The 19923-nt window shown below is 63.0% G+C and carries 13 protein-coding genes and 1 pseudogene; 5 read left to right on the top strand and 9 right to left on the bottom strand.

The features are described from left to right. Positions 1–274 precede the first annotated feature (274 nt). Positions 275–2167 (top strand): penicillin-binding protein 2, encoded by a 1893-nt coding sequence (gene mrdA / locus BFQ00_RS06475; protein WP_065932975.1) that lies wholly within the window; start codon positions 275–277, stop codon positions 2165–2167. Between the two features lie 178 nt (positions 2168–2345). Beyond that, positions 2346–2813, top strand: coding sequence for an SRPBCC family protein (locus tag BFQ00_RS06470; protein WP_065884391.1), 468 nt, complete (start codon positions 2346–2348; stop codon positions 2811–2813). A gap of 46 nt (positions 2814–2859) precedes the next feature. Here the strand turns inward: BFQ00_RS06470 and BFQ00_RS06465 are convergent, their stop codons facing one another. Beyond that, positions 2860–5061 carry a TonB-dependent receptor gene (locus BFQ00_RS06465; RefSeq protein WP_065932974.1) on the bottom strand — a complete coding sequence of 734 codons (2202 nt, stop codon included), beginning with the start codon at positions 5059–5061 and terminating at the stop codon, positions 2860–2862. A 204-nt stretch (positions 5062–5265) separates the two neighbouring features. Here BFQ00_RS06465 and BFQ00_RS06460 point away from each other — a divergent pair, with 204 nt between their 5' ends. The 3 genes from BFQ00_RS06460 to BFQ00_RS06450 all read left to right on the top strand — a co-directional run bounded on the left by BFQ00_RS06460 (position 5266) and on the right by BFQ00_RS06450 (position 9020). Then, entirely contained in the window at positions 5266–7623 is a 2358-nt protein-coding gene (locus tag BFQ00_RS06460; RefSeq protein WP_065932973.1) for a DNA polymerase II, read from the top strand. A 39-nt stretch (positions 7624–7662) separates the two neighbouring features. After that, the gene (locus BFQ00_RS06455; RefSeq protein WP_065932972.1) at positions 7663–8295 is read left to right on the top strand and encodes a glutathione S-transferase N-terminal domain-containing protein; all 633 of its coding nucleotides are present in this window, start codon (positions 7663–7665) and stop codon (positions 8293–8295) included. Positions 8296–8447: 152 nt separating this feature from the next. After that, complete coding sequence (locus BFQ00_RS06450) at positions 8448–9020, top strand: DUF4174 domain-containing protein (protein WP_065932971.1); 573 nt, start codon at positions 8448–8450, stop codon at positions 9018–9020. 168 nt (positions 9021–9188) lie between these two features. On the opposite strand, the gene BFQ00_RS06445 is transcribed toward BFQ00_RS06450, so the two are convergent. The 8 genes and pseudogenes from BFQ00_RS06445 to BFQ00_RS06410 all read right to left on the bottom strand — a co-directional run bounded on the left by BFQ00_RS06445 (position 9189) and on the right by BFQ00_RS06410 (position 19913). Continuing rightward, positions 9189–10232 (bottom strand): acyltransferase family protein, encoded by a 1044-nt coding sequence (locus BFQ00_RS06445; protein WP_065932970.1) that lies wholly within the window; start codon positions 10230–10232, stop codon positions 9189–9191. Positions 10233–10254: 22 nt separating this feature from the next. Next, positions 10255–11664: a lipid II flippase MurJ gene (locus BFQ00_RS06440; protein WP_065932969.1), complete on the bottom strand. Its 1410-nt coding sequence runs from the start codon at positions 11662–11664 to the stop codon at positions 10255–10257. Further along, a pseudogene (locus tag BFQ00_RS06435) lies at positions 11660–13097 on the bottom strand (O-antigen ligase family protein); the annotation flags it as partial. The gene BFQ00_RS06440 and the pseudogene BFQ00_RS06435, both read right to left, overlap by 5 nt. Continuing rightward, positions 13094–14197: a glycosyltransferase family 4 protein gene (locus BFQ00_RS06430; RefSeq protein ID WP_065932967.1), complete on the bottom strand. Its 1104-nt coding sequence runs from the start codon at positions 14195–14197 to the stop codon at positions 13094–13096. The pseudogene BFQ00_RS06435 and the gene BFQ00_RS06430, both read right to left, overlap by 4 nt. Continuing rightward, complete coding sequence (locus BFQ00_RS06425; RefSeq protein ID WP_065932966.1) at positions 14188–15405, bottom strand: glycosyltransferase family 4 protein; 1218 nt, start codon at positions 15403–15405, stop codon at positions 14188–14190. The genes BFQ00_RS06430 and BFQ00_RS06425 overlap by 10 nt, the downstream gene beginning before the upstream one ends. An 8-nt stretch (positions 15406–15413) precedes the next feature. Beyond that, complete coding sequence (locus BFQ00_RS06420; protein WP_065932965.1) at positions 15414–16742, bottom strand: cellulase family glycosylhydrolase; 1329 nt, start codon at positions 16740–16742, stop codon at positions 15414–15416. Then, a complete protein-coding gene (locus BFQ00_RS06415; RefSeq protein WP_065932964.1) occupies positions 16732–17922 on the bottom strand; it encodes a glycosyltransferase in 1191 nt (396 codons plus the stop codon). Before BFQ00_RS06415 ends, BFQ00_RS06420 begins: the two co-directional genes overlap by 11 nt. Continuing rightward, positions 17922–19913 carry a GumC family protein gene (locus BFQ00_RS06410; protein ID WP_065891799.1) on the bottom strand — a complete coding sequence of 664 codons (1992 nt, stop codon included), beginning with the start codon at positions 19911–19913 and terminating at the stop codon, positions 17922–17924. Before BFQ00_RS06410 ends, BFQ00_RS06415 begins: the two co-directional genes overlap by 1 nt. Between the last annotated feature and the right edge of the window lie 10 nt (positions 19914–19923).

Genomic DNA, 19923 nt, shown 5'->3' with positions numbered 1-19923 from the left:
CCCCATGTGAGAGTAGGTCATCGTCAAGATTAAATTCCAGAACCCCTGTTTGCTCACGCAAACAGGGGTTTTGTTTTGGGCGCTCGAAAAGCATCTCTTCAGCCGCAGCTCGCTTAGTACCGCACCCTCGCTTCTCTGGATGAAATAACCCGCCGTTGAGGCAAATCGATACAAAGTGTTTCTGCATTTTTGATATGGTGCAGCACATTTTCACAAGGATTGATCTTTATCCGCAGGATGCGGCGTCGACCTTTTTCAACGAGATGCTGTAGAAATGCCTGAACCGATACCCATCAAGGACCACGAAAAAGAACACCGTCTGGTCAACAAACGTTTGCTTGCCTGCGCACTCCTGGTGATCGGTATCACCTGCGCCCTGGTGGGCCGGATGTACTTCCTGCAGGTCGTGCAATACGACTATCACTCCACCATTTCCGAAAACAACCGCGTCCACGTGCTGCCCATCACCCCCACGCGCGGCTTGATCTATGACCGCAACGGTGTGGTCCTGGCCGACAACCGGCCCAGCTACAACCTGACCATCACCCGCGAGCGCACCACCGACCTCAAGGGTGAGTTGGACGCGATCGTCAGCTTGTTACACCTGCCCGCCGAAGATCGCGCTGTGTTCGACAAAGCGCTCAAACAGGCCCGCCATCCGTTTGTTCCCGTCACGCTGTTCTACGAGCTGACCGAAGAGCAGATCGCCGTCCTGGCCGTCAACGAGTTCCGCCTACCGGGTGTAGACGTTGAGCCCCAGTTCGTTCGCCACTACCCATTGGGTGCGCACTTCGCTCACTCCATTGGCTATGTCGGACGAATCAACGAGAAAGAGTCCAAGGCCCTCGATTCAGTGGAATACCGCGGCACCCAATCGATTGGCAAAACCGGGATCGAACGCTTCTACGAATCGGAACTGCATGGTCATGTCGGTTATGAAGAAGTCGAAACCAACGCTCAGGGGCGGGTGTTGCGGGTGCTCAAGCACACGGACCCTATCCCGGGTAAAAACATTGTCTTGAGTCTCGACGTCAAGCTCCAGGAAGCCGCCGAGGAGGCCCTGGGTGATCGTCGTGGTTCGGTGGTTGCCTTGGACCCGCAAACCGGTGAGGTGCTGGCCATGGTCAGCAAGCCGAGTTTCGACCCGAACCTGTTCGTCACCGGCATCAGCTTCAAGGAATATGCCGCGCTGCATGATTCCATCGACCGCCCACTGTTCAACCGCGTGCTGCGCGGGCTGTATGCGCCTGGGTCGACCATCAAGCCCGAAGTGGCTATCGCAGGTCTCGACAGCGGCGTGGTCACTCCACAAACCCGCGTGTTCGATCCAGGGTACTACCAGCTGCCGGACTTCGATCACAAATACCGCAACTGGAACCACAGCGGCGACGGCTGGGTAGATATGGACGCCGCCATCATGCGCTCCAATGACACCTACTTCTATGACCTGGCCCACAAACTCGGCATTGATCGCCTGCATGATTACCTGGCCGAATTCGGCCTGGGTCAGAAGGTGTCCCTGGACATGTTCGAAGAGTCCGCCGGGCTGATGCCTTCCCAGGCCTGGAAACGCGCTACACGCCGCCAGCCCTGGTTCCCCGGCGAAACCGTGATCCTGGGCATCGGCCAGGGTTATATGCAGGTCACCCCGCTGCAACTGGCCCAGGCGACTGCGCTGATCGCCAACAAAGGAATATGGAACAGGCCGCACCTGGCCAAGACCATCAACGGCGTGCCACCGGTGGATGAGAACCCGATGCCCAACGTAGTCCTCAAGGACCCGCGTGACTGGGAACAGGTCAACCACGGCATGCAACTGGTCATGCACGACCCACGCGGTATCGCCCGCGCGGCCGCGCAAGGTGCCCAATACCGCATCGCCGGCAAGAGCGGCACCGCGCAAGTGGTGGCGATCAAGCAGGGCGAGCGTTACAACCGCAACAAGACGCTGGAGCGTCATCGCGATAACGCCTTGTTTGTCGGCTTCGCGCCAGCCGAACATCCGAAGATCGTGATCTCAGTGATGATCGAAAACGGTGAGGCCGGTGGTCGTGTGGCGGGCCCCGTGGTGCGGCAGATCATGGATGCCTGGCTGCTCGACCAGGAGGGTCATTTGAAGCCGCAATATGCGACGCCGGCCAAAGCGCCTGGCGACCCGCACGTCTAGATCCCTATCACTCTCTTGGGCTATCCATGCGATAGCCCACACCATTGCACAAGCAACTTCCTTTCAAGCGTTCAGTCATAACCTATGACCAGGTCAAGGATGGGGACATCATCATCGCGCATAACCAAAAGTTGCGCATTGGTCGATGTCGCCTAGTGTTCAATGGAGGAGGTGACTTATGCACGTATTGGATCGGATCGAACGAAAAGTCCTGCTCAACGCATCACGTAAACAGGTGTGGGAAGCGCTCACCCATGCTGAGCGCTTTGGTGATTGGTTCGGTATCGCCCTCAAGGGAAAAACCTTTGTGACCGGCGAAACCCTCGAAGCGCAGATCACCTACCCAGGCTACGAACATGTGGTGTGGAAGGCCAGGATCGAACGCATCCTGCCGCAAACGCTGTTTTCTTTCTGGTGGCATCCCTTTGCGGTAGATAAGGATATCGACTACGACAAGGAAGAACCGACGCTGGTGGAATTCACCCTTGAGGATCGCGCGCCGGGCATTCTGCTGCGGGTGGTGGAATCGGGTTTCGACAACGTCCCCCAGGCTCGACGCCAGAAAGCGTTCAAGATGAACTCCCGGGGCTGGGATGAGCAAATGGGCAACATCGAAAACTATCTGAACAGCGCCAGGCGCGCCTGACGCGAATGGGCATCAACGCTGATGCCCATCGTCAACTGCCGTGTTGTTAGAAATCAATCGTCGCCGACAATTTCGCTACCCGCGGGTCGCCCTGGCTCAGGAAGCCACCCTGGGCCGATTCCCAGTATTTCTCGTTGGCGACGTTCTCCATCGTAGCGCCCAGTGTTACCTCACGTTGAGCCAGCGCGAAGGTGTAGCGCGCACCCAGGTCGAAACGGTTCCACGCGGGCAGGCTCAGGTTGTTCGCCGCGTCGGCATACTGGCCGCCCGTACGCAGCATGCGCCCATTGAGGGTCACGCCTTGCAGGCCGGGCACGTCCCAATCCACACCGGCGTTGAGCTGGAACGAAGGGACGCCGATGGCGCGGTTGCCGTCGTTGGCACCGTTGAGGGTGCCCTTGAGTTCGGTCTTCATCAGCGTCACCCCCCCAAGCAAACGCAGGCCACTTACCGGTTCGCCGAAGACGTTCAGTTCGACGCCTTTGTTGATCTGCTGGCCTTCGCGCACATAGCGCGCGGTGGTTGCATCGATGACTTGCGCATAACCCGCACCTGGCTGCTCGATACGGTACACGCCGAGGGTGGCGCCATAGGTGCCCATGTCGACCTTGACGCCCGCTTCGATCTGCTTGGAGCGCGCCGGTGCATAGGCTTGCCCGCCACCGATGATCGTCCGGTCACCGGATTTGAGCGGCGAGGTGGGGCCCTGGGCGAGGCCTTCGATGCGGTTGGCGTACAGCGACACGTGCTCCCACGGCTTGAACACAATGCCGTAGACCGGCGTGGTGATCGATTCGTCGTAGTTGGCCGTGCGTGTGCCGCTCATGTAGTTGTAGCCCTGCACCACCATCTGCTGGCGACGTGCGCCCAATGTCACCAACAGACGGTCGTCGAACACACCCAGGGTGTCGGACACCGCAGCGCTGCGCACGAATGTCTTGGCGGTAATGGTCGGGTCGCCGAAGTCGGTGCCCGGGGTATTGCGCGGCGTGTTGAGCGTGGGTGGGGCGCCGGTCACAGGGTTGTAGAGGTTGGTTGCCGCCGGTGAACCGTTGAACACATAGGCGTTGCGCGCCTGAGTCCAGATACCGGCCAGGCCGACGTTGAGTCGGTGGCTGACGGCGCCGGTCTGGAACTTTCCGTTCAAGCCGGCCATCAGGCTGGCGTTGTCTTCTTCGTGGGCAATGGTCGAGCGGCTGGAGGTGGCATTGCCGAGGTTATCGGTCAGGGTAATCGAGGAATATCGGCCCATTTCCCGGCTGTGTTTGGCACCGCCTGCAGCGTAACCCGTCCAGTTTTCATTCAGGTCGTATTCGGCGCGCAGCATGCCCAGGGTGTCCTCCAGGTTGGTGCTGCTCCAGCGGGGCGCATAGTTGGTATCCGCCGAAGGCGCATCCGGGACGCGGGTCGCGCTGCCCAGGAACACGGAGTTGCGTCCGCCATTGATACGCTGCTTCTGATACACGAAATCACCCGACAGGCGCAGTGCATCGCCACGGTAATCGAGGCCGGCCGCGAACAGTTTCGACCGCTGGTTTTCGTCGTCAATACCGGTGTCGCCTTCGCGCTGGGACAGGTTGAGCCGCGCGCCAAAACGGTGGTCTTCACCAAAGCGCTGCCCGATATCCAGATGCTCGCCCACCCGGCCGTCGCTGCTGATGTCCGTGCTGAAGCGGCGCAGCGGCACGTCACCGGCGCGCTTGGGTTGCAGGTTCACACCGCCGCCGATCCCCGAGCCGCCCGGCGTGACGCCGTTGATGAACGCGTTGGGGCCCTTGAACACTTCCACACGTTCCAGCGCGTCAGTGGACATAATCTGGCGTGGCAGGATGCCGTACAAACCGTTATAGGAAATATCGTCGCCATTCAACGGCAAACCGCGAATCATGAAAGTCTGGGCCTGGTTCGCATACCCTGACGCCTGGCGCACGGACGCGTCATTGAGCAGCACATCGCCGACCGTTTCCGCCTGCTGGTCGCGAATCAATTGCTCGGTGTAGGAGGACATGCTGAACGGCACGTCCATGATGTCCTGGTTGCCCAGCACACCCAGTTGGCCGCCACGGGCAACCTGCCCACCGGCGTACACCGCAGGCAACGCCTCGGGCGCGGGGGCCTGGGCATCGATGCGCGTGGCGTCCAGTTGCAGGGTGTTGCTCGTATCGGCCTGCGCGGCAACGCTAAGGGCGCAGCAAAGGGCAAGCACGGTAGGGCGAAAGGGCACGGCGAGGCGGCTACACAGAGGCATGGTCAATCCGGACGGTGAACCGTCAATGATGAGGAAGGGGGCAACACAGTGCGCTTCCTCACTGCGCGAATACGACTCCGGCGCGAATGATAGTAATTGTTATTCATATTCCGCAACAGATTTGTGAGATGACAGTTAACCTGCCGCCTTGACCGGATGCCGAGTAGAATCACGCCCTGAAAGCAATTGCCGAGGTGCGGTACGGTGGATTTACAGCAGGGTTTTGTCCTGACCCGGCATTGGCGCGACACTCCGGCGGGTACGCAGGTCAGCTTCTGGCTGGCGACCGACCAGGGGCCTCGGTGCATTCGCCTACCCGTGCAGACCTCGGTGATGTTCATCCCCGAGATCCATCGCAAGCCGCTGGGCTGGCTGCTCAAGGACGAGCGCGACATCGAGTTGCGCGCGTTGCAGTTGTGCGATTTCCATCATCGACCGGTCCTGGGGCTCTACGCCCGGCAGCACCGCCAGATGATGGACATCGAAAAGCGTCTGCGCAGCGCCGGGGTCGACGTCTATGAAGGCGACGTGCGGCCGCCCGAGCGCTACATGATGGAACGCTTTATCACCGCCCCGGTGTGGTTCGGCGGCACTGCGGATGCGGACGGCACCCTGCTCGACGCGCAGATGAAGCCCGCTCCCGACTACCGTCCTCCCTTGAAGCTGGTGTCCCTGGACATCGAAACCACGGCGCAGGGCGATCTCTATTCCATCGCCCTCGAAGGCTGCGGCGAGCGCCAGGTGTACATGCTCGGTCCGCCCAACAAGCGCGACGCGGTGGATTTCAAGCTCGACTATTGCGACACCCGCGCCCAACTGCTTGAACGTCTCAACCAATGGCTGGCCACCCACGATCCGGATGCGATCATCGGCTGGAACGTGGTGCAATTCGACCTGCGCGTACTGCACGAACATGCCCAGCGCCTGAACGTGCCGCTGCTGCTCGGGCGCGGCGGTGAAGCCATGACCTGGCGCGAACACGGCAGCCGCAATCACTACTTCGCCGCAGCCGCAGGCAGGCTGATCATCGACGGCATCGAAGCCCTGCGCTCGGCCACCTGGAACTTCGAGTCGTTCAGCCTGGAGAACGTCGCGCAAACCCTGCTCGGCGAAGGCAAGGACATCTCCACGCCGTACCAGCGCATGGACGAAATCAACCGCATGTTCGCCGAGGACAAGCCTGCCCTGGCGCGCTACAACCTCAAGGACTGCGAGTTGGTCACGCGGATTTTCGAGAAGACCGGCCTGCTCGAGTTCCTGCTCGAACGCGCCAGTGTTACCGGCCTGCCCGCCGACCGCAATGGCGGTTCCGTCGCGGCGTTTACCCACCTCTACATGCCGTTGATGCACCGCCAGGGCTTCGTCGCACCGAACCTCGGCGACAAGCCGCCCCAGGCCAGTCCGGGCGGCTTTGTCATGGATTCACGCCCGGGCCTCTACGAGTCGGTGCTGGTGCTGGACTACAAAAGCCTCTACCCGTCGATCATCCGCAGTTTCCTGATCGACCCGGTGGGCTTGATCGAAGGCCTCAGGTATCCGGACGACAGCGACTCGGTGGAAGGCTTTCGCGGTGCGCGTTTTTCCCGCACCCGGCATTGCCTGCCGGCCATCGTCACGCGTGTTTCCGAAGGCCGCGAAGTGGCCAAGCGCGAACGCAATGCACCGTTGTCCCAGGCCCTGAAGATCATCATGAATGCGTTCTACGGGGTGCTCGGTTCCAGCGGCTGCCGGTTCTTCGATACGCGGCTGGCGTCGTCGATCACGATGCGTGGGCACCAGATCATGCGCCAGACCCGTGAGCTGGTTGAGGCCAAGGGTTATGAAGTGATCTACGGCGACACCGACTCCACCTTCGTCTGGCTCGGCAGCGCCCATTCCAACGAGGACGCCAGTCGTATCGGCCAGGCGCTGGTGCAGCACGTCAACGACTGGTGGCGCAGCCATCTGCACACCGAGTACGGCCTGCAGAGCGCCCTCGAGCTGCAATACGAAACCCATTTCAGCCGCTTCCTGATGCCGACCATTCGCGGCGCGGAGGAGGGCAGCAAGAAGCGCTACGCCGGCCTGGTGGTACGCGCCGATGGCAGCGAAGAGATGGTTTACAAAGGGCTGGAAACCGTGCGCAGTGACTGGTCGCCCCTGGCGCGGCAATTCCAGCAGGAGCTCTACCGACGCATCTTCCATCGCCAGCCCCATCAGGAGTATGTCCGCGATTATGTGCGTCGCACCTTGAGCGGCGAACTCGACGACCTGCTGATCTACCGTAAGCGCCTGCGCCGGGCGCTGCATGACTACGAACGCAACGTCCCGCCCCATGTGCGCGCCGCCCGCCTGGCCGATGAATACAACGACCGCCTCGGGCGCCCGCGCCAGTACCAGCGCGGCGGCTGGATCAGCTATGTGATCAGCGTCAACGGCCCCGAGCCTTTGGAAGTGCGGCAAGCGCCGATCGACTACGATCATTACGTGACCCGGCAATTGCAGCCCGTGGCGGACGCGATCCTGCCGTTCGTAAACGATGATTTTGGCACTTTGGTGGGTGGTCAGATGGGCCTGTTCTAGGCGGATCGCCGCAACACCCGTTACTCAGGAGAAACGTCCATGTATACGCTTTATGGCACCGACGAGTCCGGTTCCTGCATGATCGAAATCGCCCTGCAACGCTGCGCCGTGCCGTGGCATCGCGTGGAGGCCAGTTCCTGGCAGGACAGCGAGGGCAGCGAAGCCCTTGCGCGCATCAATCCCCTGAAACAGATTCCCACCCTGGTCACCCCCGATGGCCAAGTGCTGACCGAAAGCGCCGCCATCCTGATCCACCTGGGCCTCGAGTATCCCCAGGCCGACCTGCTGGCCGGCAACTGCGCGCAGATTCTGCGCGGCCTGTTGTACATCGCCGCCAATTGCTATTCGGCCATCGGCATCATCGACTACCCGCAACGCTGGTTGGGCGACGCGGATCAAGCCCTGCAAGCGCAACTGACCACCGGCACGCGGCGCTATCTGCATCAGGCCTGGGTGGTGTTCGCCGATCAGTTTGCCGACCAGTTGTTTACCCCCGACAACGTCCCCAACGCGTTGGGCATCATGGCGGCGGCGGTGTCGCGCTGGGATGAGGCGCGTGAAGCGCTGCACAATCTGGCCCCAGGTTTTGCCCATACCCTGGAACGGGTGGACGCCGACCCGCTTGTGGCGCCCGTATTCGCCCGGCATTGGCCGGATTGGAAGGTCTCGTAATCAGAGGAAACAATCACCTTACCGCCCTGCAAACCCTTGCGTAGCGTACGCCCTGACCTACGCTTCTCAACGTGGCGTAGGAATCATCCTTGAATTTGACTGTCGCAGACATGAAACTCAAGAACCCTGCATGGAATTCAAAGGAGGTGCGCATGCTCATCCGGTCGCTGACCCTGGCTACCTTGATGGCTTTTACGGGGCCGTTGTTGGCTGCCGATGATAATCCGCTCAAGCTGGAGCTGGGCAAAACCCGCCCTCTGGTCGTGGTGGAACTCGATGCCGGTAACCCGACGTTGGCCACGCTCAAAAAACAACTGGAAGAGCCTGCCACCAGGCAGTCCTTCGAAGAACGCAGCATGGTGCTGTACACCGTGAAGTTCGGCAGCATCGGCGCCGAAGGCGAGAAGTTCGCCAAGGATCCCAAGGACAGCAAAAAGCTCACGCCGCCTGAGACCAATGCACTGATCCGCGCCCTCAAGCTTGGGGTCGGCAGCGGCACCAAGGTGATCCTGGTGGGCAAGGACGGGGACAAGAAAGTCGAGAAGAATGTGCCGCCGGATACGCTCGATCTGAAAGAGTTTTTCAGTACCATCGACCAGATGCCGATGGCCGAAAAAGAAGCGGCTGCCGCGCCGGAACCTGCACCGGTCGAACCCGCGCCAGCGAAGGGCGCGAAACCGGCCAAGCCGGGCAGCAAGCCCGCGCCGCAACAGCTGGACGACTGAGCATACACCGCCGTCTGTAGGAGCGAGCTTGCTCGCGAAAAACGTCAACGATAACGCGTGCTTTCTGAATGAACGCGGTGCCTGTGAGTTTTTCGCGAGCAAGCTCGCTCCTACAAAAAGCCTTAACTGGCTGGCATCAGGGCAAGCCCTCTCCTACATCAGTCCTGCTCAAGGTTTAGCCGCTTTACGCAGCGGAAACGGAAAGTAGAAAAACCGCAGGAATGCCACGCGCTTGATCACTTCCCCGATCAGCAACGACACCACCACCGCCACCACAAAGCCCACACACGCCGCCAGGAACGGATGCAGGCCCAGACGCTCCATCAGGTCGAAGGTCTTGTGCTGGATCTCGCCGTGGAAGATCAGCACGATCAAGGTGGATTGGCCGATGTAGGTCATCATCCGGGTCAGCAGGGTCGACACCATCAACACCCGCGCCAGCGCCCAGCACAGGTACACGCCGATCACCGCCAGCAGGCTGGTCCACAGCCAGTGGTCATAGCGACGCTGCGCCAGGTCCATGGTGTCGTGGCTGTAGAGGAACACCACGGCGAACAGCGCCACCGCAATCAGCAGGGTCAACAGCGAACTCTCATGCCGACGCAGCCAATCGCGCAGCAGGTAGCCGTAGATGAAGTAGGTGCTGCTGATCAGCGTCACATCGAGGCTGAAGGGCAGGCCGGGCATTGTCCAGGTCTGCTCGCCGACGCTGACCGGCACTTGCCAGAACCACGGCAGCGTCCAGATCCCGAGCAACAGTTGCGCGCCGGCCAGCAGGCAAGCGCCCGGCAACGCCAGCTTCAGGCGCTGGATCAGCCGCAGCATCAGCCAACTGAACAGGATCGCCACCCAGAAGTGCGGCAAAAACCACAACGCCTGCCACGGGATGGTATCCACCGAGGCGTAAAACACGCCGCCGATGTCCGGCAGCAACGGCTGCCCGCGCAGCACAGCGCGCACGATCACATACACCAACATGGTGAAGAAGAACGGCTTGAGCAAGCCATCGGCCTTGCGCACCGCCATCTCCACGAACGGCTGCTCGGGCTTGAAGAACACCCCGGACAAAAAGAAGAACAACGGCAGCACGAACGAGGCAATGATCGGGTAGAGCAAATCCACCGAGTTGGCGACAAACCAACTGTGGGCGTACACGATAACCAGGATACCGATGCCTTTGGCGATATCCATTTGAATCCAGCGATGTTTCATTTGAGTCTTCCCGAACGATCATTCACGCCTTGCGCCACGGCTTCAGCCACAGCCCCATACCCAGCAACACCATCGCGCCTGCCAAGGTGCTCAAGCCCAGTTGCAGCCACACGCCTTCGATTCGAAACAACAGCAGCGCCGCCAGCCCCATCAGCGCGGTGCTGATCAGCCAATGCCGGGCCCACGGCAGGGCGCCGAGCAAGGCCTGGCGCTGCATCAGCAGCAGCGCGGTGCACAGCACGCCGGCCAGCGCCGCCAGGGGGATGCCGGCCAAGCCAAACGCAAACGGCAGCACGCTCAGCAGCAGCACGTTGACCAGGCTGCCGAGCAGCTCGCAGCGCAGCGGCTGGCGCGTATCGCCGGCGGCGTAGGCGTAACGCGCGAGCAGGGCGTTCCAGGCGACGAATACCAGCGGCACGGCAAACCACGCCAGCAACAGCGGCAGCGGCGAGTCCGCCGACTGGCTGGGCAGCAGCAGCGTCACCAGGCTCGGCGCCGCCGCCACCAGGCCGACGCCGGCCGGCAAGGTCAGCACGCTGGCGGTTTCCAGGCCGCGCTTGAGCAGGGCCAGGCGTTCATTGCCCTGACGGCGGCTCATCATGCCCAGCAGCACTTGATTGAGGCTCATCAACGCAATCAGCGGCAGGTTCATCAGTTTGCGTGCCAGGTTGACCCAGGTCACCGCGCCTTCCCCCAGCAGCGATGCCACCAGACGCTCGATCAACGCCAGGCCCTGACTGGCACCGTTGCTCAGCAACAGGGGGCCGATGCGCTGGCCCAGCTCGCGCAAGGGCGCGAGCGACAGCTGCATGCGCCAGGGTCGCCAGCCCTGGCGCCAGATCGACGGCAGCAGCGCCAATGGCATCAACGCGCTGCCGACCAGGCACGCCAGCGCGAGGCTGTGGGGCTGGCTGGCGGTGCCTGCCCATGCGAGGTACGTCACCGGCGGCAGGTTGAACAGCAACGAGCCCAACCCCGCCAGCACAAACCGCTCGCTGGCCTGCAACGGCACGCTGAACAGCGCATGCAGCATCAGGCCCGGTACACACCAGGCCACGATCTGCAGGTTGCTCGCGGCCAGGGCCGTGGCGCCGGCGGCCAGCCCAGGGCCGAGCACCTGCACCAGCCAGGGCGCCAACAGCATCAGCAACAGGCTGGTGAGCAGGGCGATCAGCATCAATGCCGGGAACAGCACCGCCAGCCAGTCCAGGCGTTCGCTGTCCCGGCGTTGCAGATACAGCGGCAACGCGGCGGCACTCAATACGCCACCGGCCAGCGACATGCGCAGCGCCTCGGGCAGGAACAACGCGATCAGGAACGCATCACTGCGCTCGCCCGCGCCCCAGGCCGCCACCAGCAACCACTCGCGCGCAAACCCCAGGCACAGACCCAACAGGGTCGCCACGGTCAGCCATACGGCGGAGCCGAGCATCAGCGCCGCGCGCCATCAAGCATCGGTTTTTGATACAGCACCGCCTTGACCTGGGGCAGGCGCGCCGGGAACAAGCGGCGCGCCTCCAGCACGTTAATCCCTACCATCAGCCAGAACAGCGCCACCATCACCACGGCAAAGCTGAAGTAGTGGTCAAACAAACCGCTGACCAGCGCCGACAGAATCCCGGCCGTGCTGCCCAGCCACAGCGCATTGTCCTTGGTCAGGCGGATCGGGCCTTTTTCCGGCCGCGCTTCCCGCCACCAGCGCACGGTGACCGCGATAAACAACAGCATGCCGACCACGCCGGTCTTGTAGATGAAGTTCAGCCACAGGTTGGAGATGCCCAGCAAGTGCGTATCCGGTACCGGCGGGTCGACCTTGAAACCGATGCCGAACGGGTACGCCGCCACGGCCTGCGGGAACATGCGGTACTCGTCGAAACGCACTTCGGTACTGGCGTTGCTCGACGAGAAAATCGTCGCCAGGCGTTCCTGCAACGGCGGATACGCCATGACCAGCGCCACGGTCAGTGCCGCGCCGATCATCAGCAAGCGTCCGGTGTAAGGCACGCGCCGGCCGGCCAGCCATATCAGCACCAGCGCCAGGCTGACCATCGCCCCCCGGCTGCTGGCCAGCAGCAGCGCCGCGGCCCCCAGGCACGCCACGCCCAGGCCCAGCGCGCGTTTCCAACCCTGTTCGGTCATGCCGAAGCAGAAGGCCAGGGGCAACAGCAGCGCCATGATCCCGCCGATGGCATTCGGGTGCATCCACGGCGAACCCATGCGCGACGACATGGCTTCCAGGCCGAATTTCAACATGTCGAAGTTGCCGTAATTGAGCAGCGCCAGGATCGGCGCAATCCCCGCCCCGGAGCGCGTGCGCACGAACACCGCGATCGACATCACCAGCATCGCCAGGGTGCCCAGCAGCAGGGCGATCACCAGACTTTCGCGGCGCTTGTAGTCGACCAGCAACTTGGCCGTGAGAAACACCCCCGACAAATTCAGCAACCAGCGCAGCCAGTTGGCCACGCCGCTGCTTTCGGCGTGGATGCTGACTTGGCCGACAATGAACGGGAACACACTGAACAGCATCAGCCACAGCAGCGCCTGGTCGGTGGGGCGGCGGGCCAGGCGCGGCGCATCCGGCAGGCGTGACAGAAAACTGTGCCACAGCACCGCGCCCCAGGTCAGCGCAAGAATCGCTTCGCACACCGTACTGCGGATGCCCAGGTTGAGCGTGGAGTAGGGCATGAAGGTCGCGACCAGGGCGAACAGCAACAAGCCCCAGAAGGGAAAGCGCAGGATCGTCACGGCCGCCGCCAGGCCAATCACGGCGAGGAACGCCTTGGCCGGTGACAGCGCCAGGGCGACCACGCCGAACAGCACGCCGAGGAGGATGGCGACGAGGCTTGCCAGGGAGAGTCTCATTTCAGTTCCTCGATCAGTTCGGCCAGGCGCTGACGATAGGCGTGTTGATTGAAACGTGCGGCCCATTGGCGATGGTCTTCGGGTGTGCCTTCATCGCCGCGCTCACCCAGGCTCAGCATCAGTTGCACCAGGGCAGGACCGTCGGTGGGCGAAAAGCGCGGTGTCGCCGGCGGGGTGATTTCGTCCAGCGAGGTGCCGCTGGCCACGGCCACGGGGGTGCCGACGCTCAGCGCTTCAATCACCGGCAAACCGAAACCCTCGGCGTAGGACGGTTGCCACACACGTGACGCCTGGCGGTACAGCCCGTGCAGCTCGGCATCAGAGACGCCACTCAGCGCATGAATGCCCGCCAGCGTGCGCTGGGCTTCGGGCAAATGCTCCAGGCTGCCCACCAGCACCAGTTCCGGCACGTTGACGGACAGGCGCCGCGCCTGTTGCCAGGCGTCCACCAGGAACGGCACGTTCTTGCGCAATTCACGGGTGCCCACCAGCAGCCAGAAGCCCTTGGGCAATGGACGCGCCGACAGGTCCGCCGCCGGTTCGTGGAAACCGTTCACCTGATTGGGCAGCACGCGAATCTTGCCCGCCGCCTGCGGAAACAACCGCGCGGTTTCGTCGGCGCTGTACTGGGAGGGTGTCCACACCCGGTCGGCGCTGCGTACCGCATAGGCAATCGACAGGCGATCGGTAGTCTTGTACACCAATGCCTTCAGGCGATTGGCGTGGTAGTTGTCCAGGGTGATCTGGAACAGGTCGTGCAGCAGCACTACGGTCCGCAGTCCCTTGGGCCTGGGCGGCAACGGCAGGCCCATATTGAAGGTGCTGATGTACAGGTCGATGTGCTGTTCGCGCAGGGCGCGGGGTAAAAAACCGGCTTCGAAGCGCAGGCGATTGTGCGGCTGGTGCATCGCCATTTTCGCGCAGCCCCAGGCCGGGCAGTGCGCCTGCAACCGTGTTTCATCGCCCAGGGGCGCCACGGTAAAGCGCTCCAGTTCCAGGTCCGGCAAGCTGCGCAGGGCGCTTTCCAGCGCATACACCTGGCGGCTGATGCCCGATTGCGGGGAGGTGCCGACGGTGCGGTAATCCAGGCCTACACGCATGCGGGCTCCTTTTGATTGAGCGGCGACAGGGTGGCGTACACCTGCTCCAGTTGGCTGGCGGCAACGCTCCAGTCATGGGCCCGCCGCACATAGGCGCGACCGGCTTCACCCATGGGCGCGGCGATTTCGGGCGACTGCAACAGGCGCACCACGGCGTCCGCCAGGCCGGCGGCGGTTTGCCCGCCGAGGTAATCCAGGCCGTCCACCAGGTCCAGGCCCGACACCCCTTGTTCGGTGCTGGCCAGGGGCAGGCCGGCGGCCAGCGCTTCGAGCACCTTGAGCTTGGAACCACCGCCATGGCGTAACGGCGCGAGAAACACCGAGCAGGTCGATTGCAGGCTCAACAGGTCTGGCACAAAGCCTTGCCATTCGATGCGCGGGTCCTGCCAGCGTTCGCGCCAACCGGCGGGCATGCCGAAGCCGCACACACTCATGCGCGCGTCGGGGCAGTGTTCCCAGACTTTGGGCAGGATTTCATCCAGCGCCCATTCGATGGCATCCACATTGGGCGCGTACTCATAGTTGCCCAGGAACTGCACGCGGCGGGTCGACGGGTCAGGACGGGCAGCGGCGAAGTGATCGCAATCTACGCCATTGACCACCACCGGCACCGGTTTGCCGGCGATTTTTTCCAGTACCTGCGCATCGCTGTCGGTGACCGCCACTACCTGGGCGGCCTGGCGCATCACGCGACGCTCCCAGCGCGTGTAGCGCCATTGGTCATAGCGAATAAATGGCAGCGCCCAACGTGGCAGGCGGTCGTAGGTGGCCGCGCCAAGGGCCGACTCGACGTTGTGTTCGGTCAGCACGAAGGGTTGGGATTTACGCATCAGCGCGTCTTCGTAAGGTTGGAAGGTGTAAGTGTGCTCGACTTGCACCACGTCCCAGTGTTCGTTGAGCAGTTGGTTGAACCGGTCCTGCAGCGCTCCCGACAGGCCGTTGACGCTGGCCAGCAACGGGTAAGGCGCAAACAGCCCGGCCGCCAGGGTTTTCACGCTGCGCAGCGGGCGGCGCGGCAGGATGATCAATTGCTCGAGAAACGCCTCCAGCACCTGGCGATCGGTCAGCGACACCGGCTGCTTGTCGTGCAGCAGCAAGGTGATTCGGTGCCCACGTGCGGCCAGGCTGCGCAGCAAGTGGAACTGGCGCGTCTTGCCGCCGCTGGTGGCGGGCCAGGGCGAGTAGGGCAGGATCCATAAAATGCGCATGGCGGGCTTCAATCCCATAACAGAATTTGCAGGTTCGACTTGACCGGGACAGTCAACCCGTCGGTGCCGCTCACCGGTGTCTGGGTGCCGCGCAACGGGTCATACAGCGTCGCGCTGGCGAGGTTCGGCAAGTGCGCGTTGCCGCCACCGGCCGACCAGAAAAACCACAACTTGCGCCCATCGGCGCGGGTCCAGCCGATGCTGAACAGGCCGTCGGGCAGTTGGTCGGCGGTGGGCGGGTCGCCGGGGGTCAGTTGCGGGCCACTGACGTCGAGGAAATTTTTCAACGCGGTGTAGACCGGCTTGGGCTTGGCGTCGATATCGAGCAAGCCGTAGGCGCGGTCGCGCGCACTGGCGCGCTGATCCAGGTCGCTCAGGGTAAACAGGAAAATCTTGTCGAAATCCAGCGCGCTCATCAGCGCCAGGCGGCGTATCACGTAATCGGCCTGGCCCTGTTGGCTGATGATGTCCTGGGCTTCCTTGGGACCGAGGTAGTTCGACCAGCCCCACTCGGTGCTCCACAGGGTTTTCACGCCGCTGTTTCTCAGCTTCTGGTTGAGCGCGCTGGTCTTGGCCACGAAGTCGAGGTTGGCAGGGTCGTTGCCTTCGGGCAGTTGCGTGTACGGGTGATAGGACATGACGGTGTTCAGGCTCGGCACGCCGAGGGCATCGAGCGCGTCGAGCATGGTCTGGCCGTTGGGCATTTCGCTGAAAAACGCCATGCCGGCGGCCACCACCGGTTTGTTCGGGGCGACGGCGCGCAGTGCGGCGGTGGTGGTGCGCAGCAGCTGGGCATAACCGTCCGGGTCAGCCGCCGGGCGCCAGAAGCCCAGCAGGTTCGGCTCGTTCCACACCTGCCAGGCGTCGACGCTGGGGTAGCGCTGGGCCAACAGCGCCATGCGCAGCGCAAACACATTCGGGTCTCGCGGCGGGTACTGGTCCTGATACGGCGCACCCGCCGGCGCGGTGGTGATAAACGGCGCCGAGCCGACCAGGTAAAACACCGACTTGAGCTGGTTGTCTTTAAGCTTGGTCACCAACTGGTCCAGGGTCGCCACCTGGTATTGGTCGGCGACGGGCTCCAGCTGGTCCCAATGCAGGTCCAGGCGCACCCATTCCAGGCCCAGGTCCTTGAGGCGGTCGATCTGCAACTGGTAGCGCTCGGGGCTGAACCACAGGAACTGGGCGTTCACGCCGAGGAAGTCCTTCCACACCACCACCTTGTTGCCTTTGAGCACGTGGTTCTCGGCGTCGGCCGGGCGCCCCCAGATAAAGGCGGTCACGCCGAGGACGGCGACCAGCACAAGGGTGGCGAAATACGTCCGTTTACGCGCCATACGGGGCTCCCGCAATTGCCTGTTCGAAAAGCTGCTTGAAGTGCTGCGCCGTCAGCGGCCATAAGCGTTCGCGGCCGATGGCTCCGGCGCGTTCGGCCCAGTCCCGGGCCAGGGTCGGTGTACGGGCCAGGCGCAACAACTGCTCGCCCAGCGCGGCCACATCGCCTTCGGGATAGATCGCACCGTTACCGCTGGCGACTTCCTCGGCAAATGCCCGCGCATCGGAGGTAATCGCTCCACGCCCGCACGCGGCGGCCCAGGACAGCGCGCCACTGGTGCCGCGCTGGCGGCCGAGCAGGCCGAGTTTTTTTGATTCGCGATACGGCAGCACCATCACATGGTGGGCCTGGATCGTCTGGGCAATGTCGCCAGCCGGCAGGTTCAGCCGCCAATCGATGACGCCTGCCAGGCCGAGGTCGGCGATCTGGCGGTTCAACTGCTCCAGGTAATCACCGCCCGCGCCAAACGCCATTTCGGCGGCAGTGCCACCGGCCAGGGTCAGGCGCACACGGTCACGCAATTGTGGGGCTTGCTTGAAGACGGCGGCCAGGGCCTGCAACAAGTCTTCAATGCCTTTGCCACGGTAGATAAAACCGAAATACAGCAGGTGCAGCGTGTCCAGCGGCGGCAGGGCCACGGCTGGAATCGACAGGTTGGCGTGATGGATGACCGCCACCTTACCGGCCGGCAGTTGCATGCGCTGGCTGAGGCAATCGGCGCCCAGGCGCGTCAGGGTGATCAGCCGCGTCAGGCCCCGCGCGACCTGGCGTTCTTCACGCAGGGTCAGCGGGTCTGCCAGCACCACTGCCGCCTGCGGCAACGGGCTGGGCAGGCGCGCCAGCAGGTTGAGCGGGAAGGGCAGGTGCTCGCGCCGCCACACGATGCGCTCGGGGTCATGCACGGTGGCCGTCAGCGGCAGGTCCGGGTAGGCCTTGCGCAACTCGCGCAAGGCCAGGAACTCCCCCAGGCGCCCGCCGCCCAGCTCGGCGTGGACCAGGTCCACGCTGCGCCAGTCGAACGCGGCAACCGCCTGCCTGATCGCCGCGCTCGAGCCTTCCACGCCGCTCAACGGTGTCAGCACCGTCACGCCCAGTTGCTCCAATGCCGTCTTGAAATGGTTCGCATAGTCGGCGATCCCGTTTTTTTCCGGCGGCAAGGGTGCAAGCAGGGCGATGCGCATCAGAACGCCCCCCGGTATTTGCCGATGGTGCGCAGCACCTTGGCCGGCACTTCGAACTTGCGCCGGTTGATGATGATGCCATCGACTTTGCCGAACGCCGTATTGAGGATCGACAGCGCGTGCTCCACCACCGGCACCGTGCTCTTGCGGGCTTCGACCACCAGCGCGATCAGGTCGGCGCGCAGCAGGTTGACGAAGGCATCGCGGTTGTCCAGCAGCGCCGAGGCGTCCAGCAGCACCACTTCGCCTGGCGCCGCAGGATCAGCGCCGCCGATGCGCACGGTGATGCCGTTTTCCAGGAGCAGTTGACGCAGTTGCTCCACCACGAAGGTCACCCCTTCACCGTGGCGCGCCGAGGTCAGCCCGAGGGTCAGGCCGCGTTCGGCCACGCGGTCCAGCTGCAGCAGGCCGTACAACCGGTAAATGCTCGCATTGAACGCATTGGTGCCTTGCGCGGTGCTGGTGTCCAGCTCCGGCAACGTGGTCCACAGCGGCAGGCCGAACTTGCGTTCCACCAGGCCGCCATCGTGAATGCGCTGGTCGAGCAGGTAGCACAGGTAGACCACCAGCAGGCCGACGACGATGGCGAACGGGATCGCCAGCAACAGCATCAGCAGGGTTTTGGGGAAGATGCGGCCCGGGTTCAGGGTGGCTTCCTCGATCACCGCAATGTTGCTGATCTGGCTGTTATCCAACTCACGGTCGATGCGCGATTTCTCCAGGTTGTCCACGTACAGCGCGTAGTTGCGCTCGGTGGCGCCCAGCTCACGGGACAGGCGCGCCAGTTCCGGTTCAATCTCCAGCGCTTCCTTGCGTTGCGCCTCGAGGTTGACCAGTTGCTTCTGCTGTTGCACCAGTTGGGTACGCAGCGCCAGGTTGTTGCTGGACTCGTCGAGCAGCACACGCTGCAAGTGGATTTCCAGGGTGTTCGGTGCGCGGTTTTCCGAGCTTTGCACGGTGTTGCTTTCACTCGCGACCTGGACCCGCATCGCCTGAATCGACGCATCCAGGGCTTTGACCGGCGGCGCGTTATCGGTGTAGGTGCGCATCATGTCGGCTTTTTCCAGCAGCTTCTGGTTGAGCAGACGACGCAAATCCTGTTGCTGCGGGTTCAGCGCAATCTGGCGAACCGTGGTCACTTCCTTGGGTTGGGTCTTGAGCTGGGTGCGGGTGCTCGCAATGGCGCTGTCGGACGAGGCGATCAAGCGCGTGGTGTTGAAGGTTTCACCGCGCAACACGTTGATGCGCTCGGACAAATCCTCCAGGCGATCGGTGATGCTCGCCGCGCCGATGCGGTTCAATTGGGCAAGGATCTGCTCCTTGTAGCTCTTGATCTCGGTGGCGCTGTTGGACACCTGGCCTTCATAGAAGACGTACAGGCTCTTGCGCCCCAGGGCCTGGGTGCGTTCGTTGATGTAGATCTCGACCCAACTCTTGACCACCGCCTGGGCGATTTGCGGGTCGCTCCACTTGAAGCTGATGTCCATCACCGTGGAGCCGGCCGCGTGGCTGACTTCGAAGTTCTTCTCCAGGCCTGCGGCGAGGCGCTCCACCGGCGTGGTCCGTTCAATCACGCCCACGGTTTCCAACACCACGCGCACCCCATCGAACACTGCGCCGATGCCGTTTTTGACGTAGTACTTGGTGCGTTGCCAGACGCCTTCGGGCGGCGGCATTTTGTCGATGACTTCCAGGTAATGCTCGGCCACCGCCCGTACGATCGGGCGCCCGGTGAGCAGGCGTTCCTCATCGACGATCGGGTCGCGCTGGGTGCTGGGCATCACCAGCGCCTGGCGATTGCTGATCTCGATCGGCAGCGTCGAATCACGCCCCGGCTTGACCAGCAGGCGCGCGGTGGATTCGAACTTGGCCGGCAGCAGGAACGCCCCCAGCAGGATGATCACCAGCGCCGCGATGGCCGCCAGCTTGAACTCATGCCGGAAGATGAAGAACAGGCGCAGAAGATCGCGAAAAGAACGGATCTCGATCATGGGATGTCGC

The organism is Pseudomonas sp. 28 E 9 (assembly GCF_900004785.1).
GTDB lineage: Bacteria > Pseudomonadota > Gammaproteobacteria > Pseudomonadales > Pseudomonadaceae > Aquipseudomonas > Aquipseudomonas orientalis_A.
Note: the sequence above shows the minus strand (reverse complement) of the source record. Positions and strands in the feature narration are given on the sequence as shown.

Bases quoted from the DNA above. Each gene is read 5' to 3' on its own strand.
- BFQ00_RS06415 (WP_065932964.1), bottom strand. From the start codon at position 17,922: ATGCGCATCGCCCTGCTTGCACCCTTGCCGCCGGAAAAAAACGGGATC.
- mrdA (WP_065932975.1), top strand. From the start codon at position 275: ATGCCTGAACCGATACCCATCAAGGACCACGAAAAAGAACACCGTCTG.
- BFQ00_RS06450 (WP_065932971.1), top strand. From the start codon at position 8,448: ATGCTCATCCGGTCGCTGACCCTGGCTACCTTGATGGCTTTTACGGGG.
- BFQ00_RS06440 (WP_065932969.1), bottom strand. From the start codon at position 11,664: ATGCTCGGCTCCGCCGTATGGCTGACCGTGGCGACCCTGTTGGGTCTG.
- BFQ00_RS06425 (WP_065932966.1), bottom strand. From the start codon at position 15,405: ATGCGCATTTTATGGATCCTGCCCTACTCGCCCTGGCCCGCCACCAGC.
- BFQ00_RS06420 (WP_065932965.1), bottom strand. From the start codon at position 16,742: ATGGCGCGTAAACGGACGTATTTCGCCACCCTTGTGCTGGTCGCCGTC.
- BFQ00_RS06410 (WP_065891799.1), bottom strand. From the start codon at position 19,913: ATGATCGAGATCCGTTCTTTTCGCGATCTTCTGCGCCTGTTCTTCATC.
- BFQ00_RS06430 (WP_065932967.1), bottom strand. From the start codon at position 14,197: ATGCGTGTAGGCCTGGATTACCGCACCGTCGGCACCTCCCCGCAATCG.
- BFQ00_RS06455 (WP_065932972.1), top strand. From the start codon at position 7,663: ATGTATACGCTTTATGGCACCGACGAGTCCGGTTCCTGCATGATCGAA.
- BFQ00_RS06445 (WP_065932970.1), bottom strand. From the start codon at position 10,232: ATGAAACATCGCTGGATTCAAATGGATATCGCCAAAGGCATCGGTATC.
- BFQ00_RS06470 (WP_065884391.1), top strand. From the start codon at position 2,346: ATGCACGTATTGGATCGGATCGAACGAAAAGTCCTGCTCAACGCATCA.
- BFQ00_RS06465 (WP_065932974.1), bottom strand. From the start codon at position 5,061: ATGCCTCTGTGTAGCCGCCTCGCCGTGCCCTTTCGCCCTACCGTGCTT.